The 8,363-nt window shown below is 72.8% G+C and carries 6 protein-coding genes and 1 pseudogene; 4 read left to right on the forward strand and 3 right to left on the reverse strand.

Features of this window, described 5'->3' with window-relative positions; genetic code table 11:
* The coding region (locus ABT381_RS33955; protein WP_351601333.1) for a helix-turn-helix domain-containing protein at window positions 1-1,046 on the reverse strand (1,046 nt) is incomplete at its 3' end.
* A 169-nt stretch (window positions 1,047-1,215) separates the two neighbouring features.
* On the reverse strand, window positions 1,216-2,280 hold the full coding sequence (locus ABT381_RS33960; RefSeq protein ID WP_351601335.1) for an aminotransferase class I/II-fold pyridoxal phosphate-dependent enzyme: 1,065 nt from the start codon (window positions 2,278-2,280) through the stop codon (window positions 1,216-1,218).
* A gap of 489 nt (window positions 2,281-2,769) precedes the next feature.
* On the opposite strand from ABT381_RS33960, the gene ABT381_RS33965 reads away from it, so the two are divergent.
* Window positions 2,770-3,687 carry a LysR family transcriptional regulator gene (locus ABT381_RS33965; RefSeq protein ID WP_351601338.1) on the forward strand — a complete coding sequence of 306 codons (918 nt, stop codon included), beginning with the start codon at window positions 2,770-2,772 and terminating at the stop codon, window positions 3,685-3,687.
* 56 nt (window positions 3,688-3,743) lie between these two features.
* Here the strand turns inward: ABT381_RS33965 and ABT381_RS33970 are convergent, their stop codons facing one another.
* Window positions 3,744-5,537: an AMP-binding protein gene (locus tag ABT381_RS33970; protein ID WP_467754411.1), complete on the reverse strand. Its 1,794-nt coding sequence runs from the start codon at window positions 5,535-5,537 to the stop codon at window positions 3,744-3,746.
* A gap of 180 nt (window positions 5,538-5,717) precedes the next feature.
* Here ABT381_RS33970 and ABT381_RS33975 point away from each other — a divergent pair, with 180 nt between their 5' ends.
* The 3 genes and pseudogenes from ABT381_RS33975 to ABT381_RS33985 form a co-directional block, all read left to right on the forward strand.
* The gene (locus ABT381_RS33975) at window positions 5,718-6,713 is read left to right on the forward strand and encodes a 3-oxoacyl-ACP synthase III family protein (protein ID WP_351601341.1); all 996 of its coding nucleotides are present in this window, start codon (window positions 5,718-5,720) and stop codon (window positions 6,711-6,713) included.
* Between the two features lie 71 nt (window positions 6,714-6,784).
* On the forward strand, window positions 6,785-7,681 hold the full coding sequence (locus tag ABT381_RS33980) for a Phenylacetic acid catabolic protein (RefSeq protein ID WP_351601344.1): 897 nt from the start codon (window positions 6,785-6,787) through the stop codon (window positions 7,679-7,681).
* A pseudogene (locus tag ABT381_RS33985) lies at window positions 7,681-8,363 on the forward strand (hypothetical protein); the annotation flags it as partial. The gene ABT381_RS33980 and the pseudogene ABT381_RS33985, both read left to right, overlap by 1 nt.

Consider the following 8,363-nt stretch of genomic DNA (forward strand, 5'->3'; position numbering starts at 1 on the left):
GCGCCTGCCGCGTCCCCGGCCGCGAGCAGCCGGCCGGCCAGCGCGACCTCGCCGTACGCGACGTCCACGGGCGTGCCCCACTCCGCGAGCACCTCCCGCGCCGCCGCGAGGCCGGAGTCCTGGCCGCTCGTGTGCGGGCCGCTCTCCTGTGAGCCGCTCCGGCCGCCGAGCACCGCGGCGGCCGCGGTGCGCAGCCGGGCGACGGGCAGGCCTGCGCCGCCGTCGCGGCAGGCGTCGACGGCGCGCTCGGCGAGCGCCGCGGCGTGCCGTGCCCGGCCCGCCGCCCTGGCCGCCTCGGCAGCCGCGTCGTACGCCAGCGCCCACTCCTGCCGCCCGTCGAGCGCGGCGGCGGTGGCCGTGGCCCGGTCGAGGAGTTCGGCGGCCGCGCCGTCCTGGCCCAGGTCCCAGCGGAACTCCGCGACCAGTCCCGCCAGTTCGAGACCCATGGGCGTGCCGGTCAGGCCCGCGTCCTCCGCGCCGCGCAGGGCGTCCTCCGCCTGTGCGGCGGCCGCGCGCAGCTCGCCGGTCTCCCTGAGGCAGCGCAGCAGACCGGTCAGTACCTCGGTGTGCAGGACGTGGTCCTCGTCCCGGTCGCCGAAGGTGTCCAGCCACTGGCGGCGGAGCGTCGCCGCCTCGGCGGGCCGGTCCAGTCGTTCCAGGGCCGCGGCCCGGCCGAGCAGGGCGTCGGCGAACAGTGCGGGCGCGGCCGAGCCGTCGCCGCCGACGTCGGTGAACCGGTCGAGCGCGGCCGCCGCGTCCCCGGTGAGCAGGGCGAGCCGGGCCCGGGACAGCGCGTAGGACGCTTCCAGGGCGGCGTCCAGCGGGGCTTGGGGCCGGGCGATGCCGGTGTCGCCGACCAGTTCGTCGGCCGTGATGCCGAGCCGGGCGGCGAGTTTGAGGAGGACCTCGTCCGTGGGCGGGCGTTTGCCGCTCTCCAGGAGGCTGATGTAGCTGGCGGACAGTTCACCGCCGCCCAGCTCGGCCTGGCTGAGTGCCTGCTGTCGGCGCAGCGCGCGCAGCCGACGGCCAAAGGACAGCTGGTCCACTGGCCCTCCTCACTTTTACCGGTCACGGATCAGCAACAGGGTTTGTCACCCCTCGTTCCCCCGTTGTGAAGCCGTCGCATGCTACCGCGTGACGAAGAGCTGACAGCTTCCCGGGCAGATTTCCTTGCCTCTGTCACTCCCGATGCTGTCACTTCCCATGACGCATATGTCACAAACGGTCAATGACTTCACCGTCGCAGCACGGCATGGCGGAGGCGGCCGCGAAGGTCGCGGCGGTCCGCAGGACACGGTCGCCCTGCTCCGGCGGACCGACGGTGATCCGTACGCCCTCGCCAGGGCGCAGCGTGACATCGGCGCCCGCGGCCCGGCCGACCAGCGCGAAGCGGGTGCTCGCCGGGCCCAGCGGCAGCCAGAGCTGGTTCGTCTCGCTCGGGGGTACCTGGAAGCCCAGCAGCCGCAGCTCCTCGCGCAGCCGCTCCCGTTCCCGCACGACGGCGTCCGTCCTGGCCCGCACCTCGGAGGGGGTCCGCAGCGAGGCGAGCGCGACGAGCTGGGCGAGCATGCTCACCTCGTGCGGCAGTATCTGACGCTGCATCATCTCGACGGTGCCGGGGGCGCAGGCCGCGTAGGCGAGGCGCAGCCCGTCCAGCCCGTGCACGACGGACAGGTTGCGGACCACCACGAGGCGCGGGTACCGGGCGATCAGCCCCGCGGCGGGCGTGAAGCCGGGGTCGCGGACGAACTCCCAGTGCGTCTCGTCCAGGACGACCATCGCCTCCGGGTCGACCGCGTCCAGGAACCGGCACAGCTCCGGGCCCCTGATCACCGATCCGGTGGGGTCCTGCGGGTTGCTGAGAAAGACGACGGAGTTCCGGCCGGTGGCACGGGCGGCCAGGGCCCGCAGATCCTGGTGGCCGTCGGCGGTCGACGGGACGCGCGTGCACACGGCGGCCGGCAGCCGGCGGGCGAGGTCCGCGTACAGGTCGAAGCCGCCGTGCGGGACGACGAGTTCGAGGGGGGCGCCGGGCGCGCCGGAGGCCACGCTCCGCAGCAGGGCGAAGGCGAGGCTGGGCCCGCCGGCGCCGAGTACGACGCTGTCCTCCAGTACGCCGATGCGCTGCGCGATCTCCGCGACGAGCTCCACACAGAGCGGCCCCAGCGAGGGGTCGGTCCGGCCGAGCGCCTGCCGCGCCGCGCGCAGGGCGCTGGGCAGCGGGGCGTGCGCGTTTCTGTCGGATGTTCCGTCGCAGGACCGGGTGTTGATGTGCTGCACCGAGTTCCCCTTCCCCCTGTGGTGATCACTGTCGCAGCTCGGCGTAGAAGCCCTCCGGGCCAAAAGACACGCCCCAGTCGGACGCCTCGGATGCTAGGCAGCGCCGCACGCGGAACGGAAATATCAACCGCGCCGCATTCATGCGGAACCTGAATGGATCGGCCGTCGTGCGGCGGTCGCCGCCACGTCCCGGTACGGGCGGGCACCACCTGCACTTATACCGGCCTCGCATGAATCGCTACAGGGAGTCATTTCCCTGCCGCCGTCAGCAATGGCTAGCGTGCAGCCACGCCCCCGACAGGTCCGCCCATTCCGGCATGTACGGAAATAGCTCGGCCTCCTTCCAGTAAGGCAACCGTAAAGAAACTTCCGGAGAGGAATCGTGCGGAGATGGAAATAGCCGACGACGACGGGGGCGACGGCACCGCGCAGGGTAAAAACTCGGCTATGCCCGGTCCGGCCCTGCCATCGTTACGTAATCTCCTCGACATGGGGATAGAGCTGCACCATCTACGGGGTTTTCTGCTGCTTGCCGAGGAACGGCACTTCACTCGGGCGGCCGAAAAGCTGCATCTGTCCCAGCCCAGCCTGAGCCGCAACATCCGGCGGCTGGAGGAACACCTGGGTGTCCGGTTACTCGCCCGGACCACCCGGCACGTCGATCTCACCCCGGCCGGAAACCGGCTCTACGGGCAATTGGCGGCCATACTGCCGCGGCTGGAGGAGGCACTGCGTCCCGACCGGTCGGGGGAGGTCCTCCGGCTCGGTTTCACCTGGGGCTTTCCGGCCCGGTGGGCACATGCGGCCATGGGCGCCTTCCATGAGGAGACCGGCGTACGCGTCGATCCGATCCGCAAGGACGAGGCGCTGGCCGGCCTGGACCACGGGGACGCGGACGTGGCCATCGTGCGCGGCCCGGTCACGGCGAACGGCGTACGCGTCGTCGTACTCGGCGAGGAACGGCGCATCGCGGCCGTCGCGGCACACTCACCGATCAGCTCCCGGGAATACCTCACCTGGTCCGAATTGCCGGAGCTGCCGTTCGTGGTGAATTCGGTGAGCGGCACGACCCAGCTCTCCGAATGGCCCGCTGACAACCGTCCGACCGCCTCCGCCACGTGCACCAATTTCGACGAGTGGCTGGAGGCGGTGGCCGCGGGCCGCGGAATCGGAGTGGTACCGGAGCCCATCGCGCACTCCCACATCCACCCCACGGTCGTGTTCGTGCCGCTGGTGGGCGCGCCGCCCTCGCAGCTGCAGCTCGTGGTGCCCCGGCAGGGGGCGCATCCGCTGGTGAACACCTTCATCGCCATCGCGCAGAAGGCGGCCGCCGCGCATCTCAGACGCCCCGCGCCGCCCGACGGGCCCGGACCCGGCAAGCGGCGCGGCACCGGCCGTACGCCCTGATGTCCCGGCCCGCGCACCCACTGTCCGTGACGAACAGCCGGTGCACGGGCCCGAGTTCACCCCCTCAGCTCGGGGAACTGGTCCTCGCACCAGTCGTCGGCGCCGCCCGCCGCCACGGCGGCCGCCTCCTCCTCGCGCAGCACCGCCCGCCGGATCTTGCCCGACTCGGTCTTCGGCAGCGGCGTACGGAACTCCAGTCTGCGCACCCGCTTGTAGGGCGCGAGCCCGGCCCGCGCGTGGGCGAGCAGCGCGCGGGCCGTATCGGCGTCCGGGTGGTACCCGGCGGTCAGTTCGATGTACGCCTTGGGGACCGCGAGGCGCAGTGGATCGGGGCTCGGCACGACGGCCGCCTCGGCGACGGCCGGGTGTTCCAGCAGCGCGCTCTCCAGCTCGAACGGTGAGATCCGGTAGTCCGACGCCTTGAAGACGTCGTCCGCGCGGCCGACGTAGGTGTACCAGCCGTCGGCGTCCCGGGCCGCGATGTCACCGGTGTGGTACAGCCCGTCCGTGCCGGGGATCACCGGCTGCCCGGCGGCGCCGGCGTAGCCCGCCATCAGCCCGACCGGCCGGGCCGCCAGGTCGAGGCAGATCTCGCCCTCGGCCGCGGCGTCGGTCCGCCGCTCGCCCGTGACCGGGTCGGCCAGCACGATCCGGTAGCCCGGCAGCTCGACGCCCATGGAGCCGGGCCGTCCCGGGTGGCCGGGCGGGTGCCCGATCTGTGCCGTGGTCTCGGTCTGCCCGTAGCCGTCCCGTACGGTCACGCCCCAGGCCCGCCGGACCTTCTCCACCGTGTCGGGGTCCAGGGGCTCGCCCGCGCTGACGGCCTCGCGCAGCGTCACGGGCCAGCGGCCGAGGTCCTCCTGGAGGAGCATCCGCCAGACGGTCGGCGGCGCGCACATCGTGGTGGCCCGCTGTTCGCTCAGGGCCCGCAGCAGTCCGCGCGCGGTGAACCGCCGCTGATTGACCGTGAGCACGGTGGCCTGCGCGTTCCAGGGCGCGAACAGGGAGCTCCAGGCGTGCTTGGCCCAGCCCGGCGAGGAGACGTTGACATGGACGTCGCCGGGCCGCAGGCCGAGCCAGAACATGGTCGACAGATGCCCCACCGGATAGCTGGTGTGCGTGTGCTGGACGATCTTCGGCAGTGACGTGGTCCCCGACGTGAAGTAGAAGAGCAGCGGGGCGTCCGCGGGGAGGTCGGGGCGGGGTGCCGCCGGGGCGTCGTCGCGCCGCAGTTCGGCGAACGGGGTCCAGCCGAACACCCCGCCGTCCAGCGCGATGCGGTTGCGCAGGGCGGGCAGCCCCGGGAAGCGCTCTGCGTACGCGGACTCCGCGACGACGTGCCGGACGCCGGCGCGCTGCATGCGGTCCCGCAGGTCCTCCCGGCCCAGTTGGGTGCTCACGGGCACGACCACGGCGCCGATCTTGAAGGCGGCGAGCATCGTCTCCCACAGCTCGGTCCGGTTGCCGGTCATCAGCAGCAGCCGGTCGCCGGGGGCCACGCCGAGAGCGGCGAGCTGCCCGGCCAACCGGGTCGAGCGGGCGGCGAGTTCGGCGTAGGACATCCGGGAGAAGCGGCTGCGCCCGTCGGCCCCATGGGTCATCACCCGCAGGGCGGCGGTGTGGTTGCCCTGGGCGATCACATCGAACCAGTCGAGCGCCCAGTTGAAGGAGCCGGCCCGGCGCAGCGCCGCCAGGTCCAGGGCCGCGGGGTCCGGGGCTCCGCCCGCGGCGGCGCGGCGCAGCAGCCCGTCCCGCACCTCGCGGAACGCCTCGTGGGCGGCGTGGTTGCTGATGAGGGCCGTGGTCGCGGGCGGCCGGGGCGAACTGGTCGCGTACCGGGTCGTGTTCATCCGATGCCTCCATGGGGCTCCGCTCCCCCGTACGGGCGGAAGCGCGACGGCGACTTGACAATCCCCAACGATCCTTGACCAGCCTCCATTTCTTGTCAATGACAATATTGACACGCACTTCGCGGTGCTGCTTGCATGACCGCAGCCGACCGCTCACCGACGCGAAGGGCCGAACCCTCCATGGACACTCCGCAGCCGATCGGGATCGTGGGCCTGGGCGCGCACGTCCCGCCCGATGTCGTCGACAACGCCCGCATCGCCGCCTGGAGCGGGGCCGACCCGGCCTGGATCGAAGAACGCACCGGGATCCTCGAACGGCGCTACGTCACGCCCGGCACGACGACGTCCCGGCTCGCCGCCGAGGCCGCCGCACGGGCGCTGCGCGACAGCCCGGACGCCGCGGCGGACCTCGGCGTCCTCATCGTGGCGACCTCCACTCCCGACCAGCCCCAGCCCTCCACCGCCGTGCTGCTGCAGCAGGAACTCGGCCTCAGCAACGTCCCGTCCTTCGACGTCAACGCCGTGTGCAGCGGCTTCCTCTACGCGCTCGCGGTGGCCGAGTCGATGCTCAGCCACCGCATGGCGGGCCGGTACGGCCTGGTCGTCGGCGCGGACCTGTACTCCTCGCTCATGGACCGGACCGACCGGCGCACCGTCAGCCTCTTCGGCGACGGCGCGGGCGCTGCCGTACTCGGTCCGGTACCGCACGGATACGGGCTGCGCGGCCTGGAGCTCCAGGCCCACGGCGAGTACCGCGACTTCGTCGAGGTGGTCGCGGGCGGCACCCGCAAGCCTTCCGACGCCGCGGCCCGTGAGGCCGGCGAGCACCTCTTCCGGATGCAGGGCAGGCCGGTACGCGACTACGCGCTGCGCACCCTGCCCAAGGTCATCGCGGCAGCCCTGGACCAGGCCGGGCTCGGCCTGCACGACGTGGACCGCTTCATCCTCCACCAGGCCAACACCCGCCTGGTGGAGGCATGCGTGGCCGAGCTGGGCGTGGACCCGGAGCGGGTGCCGCTGACCGCCCCGGTCTACGGCAACACCGCCGCCGCCTCCCTCCCGCTCACCCTCGACAGCGCGCACCGCCGCCGCCCCTTCACCCGCGGCGAGCACCTGGTGCTGGCCGGCGTCGGCGGCGGCATGACGGCCGGCGCCGCCGTCCTGACCTGGTACTAGGCCGGGTCGCCGACGCGCAGGCACAACACCGGCACGACACCGCCCACCGACGACAGGAAGGCTGTCCGTTCATGTCCGCATCCCCGCCGTCCCGGCAGACCGCGACGCGGCGCCTGTACGAGCTCAACGACCCGATGCCCAGTGAAGTACGCGCCGGAGCCCGCAAGTTCGCCTCCGTACAGGCGCTCAACGAGCTGGTCGGGGTGCTTCCCTTCGCCGCGTGGCTCGGCCGGGCGCCGAGCCTGGCCCGCAAGCAGATGCTGATGGCCAAGGTCCAGGACGAGGTCGGCCACGGCCATGTCGCGGCCAGAGTCGCCCAGGACCTGGGCAGCGACTGGGAGTCCATCCTGGTCGACTACGTCGAGGGCCGCGCCAAGGTGCACAACATCTTCCATTACGACTTCGAGAGCTGGGAGGAGTTCGGGCCCGGGCTGCTGCTGATGAACTCCGCCGCGATCGTGCAGTTCCAGTCCCTGATGCAGGGCGTGTACCTGCCGTACGCACGGGCGCTGCGCAAGATCGAGCGCGAGGAGTCCTTCCACTACCAGCACGCGCTGGACATGACGCACGAGGTCCTGCACTCCGGCGACGCCGCCCAGCGCCGCCGTACGCAGGAGGCGTTCGAGGTCTGGATGCGGCGGGTCCTGGCGTACTTCGGGCCCCCGGACACCGAGACGCTGCCCACCAACCCGATGTACCTCGCCGGGCTCAAGCCGCACGGCAACGACGAGCTGCGGCAGCGCTGGCTGACCCGCATCGTCCCGGTCTTCCGCGACCTCGGCATCCATGTCGACCCGGCGCTGGTGCGCGAGACGGCGCCCGGCGAGTGGGAGTTCGACATGCCCGACTGGGCCGAGGTGAAGCGGGTGATCTCGGGCGGCGGACCGGCCTCCGAGGCCCGGCTGGCCTGGGTACGCGGCGTCCTCGACCGGAACGCCGGGGACAGCGCCGTGCGGAGGGCCGCCTGATGACCAAAACCCCTGAAATCCCCGACATCCCTGACATCGCGCAGCAGAACCCCGACGGCCTCCTCGTGTTCGAGGTGTTCCTGCAGAGCGGCAGCACCACCCCGCTCGCCCACGTCGGCTCGCTGCTGGCCGGGGACGAGGCCCAGGCATGGCGGCTGGCCCGCGAGACCTACGGACGGCGCGACAACGCGGTACGGATGTGGGTGGTACAGCGCACCGACGTGCACGCGGCCGAGTCCGACGGCCGCCGCCTGCTGGACGGCAAGTCCCGGATGTCCTACCGGCTGCCGGCCTTCCCGCAGGAGCGGCGCCGCCGCCGGGCCGGGCTGCACCGCGACCCGGGCCCGGCACCGGATGCCGCCCCCTCCCCCACGCCCCCGCCCGCGCCGGACGGCGTCGCGGTGCTCTGGCCGGCGCTCGCCGACGACCTCTTCCTGCACGCCCACCGGCTCGCCGAGCGGACCGTGGACTACACGGAGCTGGAGGAGGCCCTCGCGGTCGGCTCGATCGCCCAGGAGGACTTGGCCCACGCCCGTACCCTCCTCGGGCTCCTGGGCTACGACGAGGCGGCCGCCGACGCCCACTTCTTCGACCGCCCGGCGGCGCTGTGGCAGCCCACCGCGCTCACCGCGAGCGCACGGGACGGCCGCGCGTGGGCCGTCGCCCGGGGGCTCTACCTCGC

Source organism: Streptomyces sp. NPDC000151 (genome assembly GCF_040301705.1).
In the GTDB taxonomy this organism is placed as follows: domain Bacteria; phylum Actinomycetota; class Actinomycetes; order Streptomycetales; family Streptomycetaceae; genus Streptomyces.

Coding starts and splice junctions, on each gene's coding strand:
- ABT381_RS33970 (WP_467754411.1), bottom strand. CDS start 5,537: ATGAACACGACCCGGTACGCGACCAGTTCGCCCCGGCCGCCCGCGACC.
- ABT381_RS33965 (WP_351601338.1), top strand. CDS start 2,770: ATGGGGATAGAGCTGCACCATCTACGGGGTTTTCTGCTGCTTGCCGAG.
- ABT381_RS33980 (WP_351601344.1), top strand. CDS start 6,785: ATGTCCGCATCCCCGCCGTCCCGGCAGACCGCGACGCGGCGCCTGTAC.
- ABT381_RS33975 (WP_351601341.1), top strand. CDS start 5,718: ATGGACACTCCGCAGCCGATCGGGATCGTGGGCCTGGGCGCGCACGTC.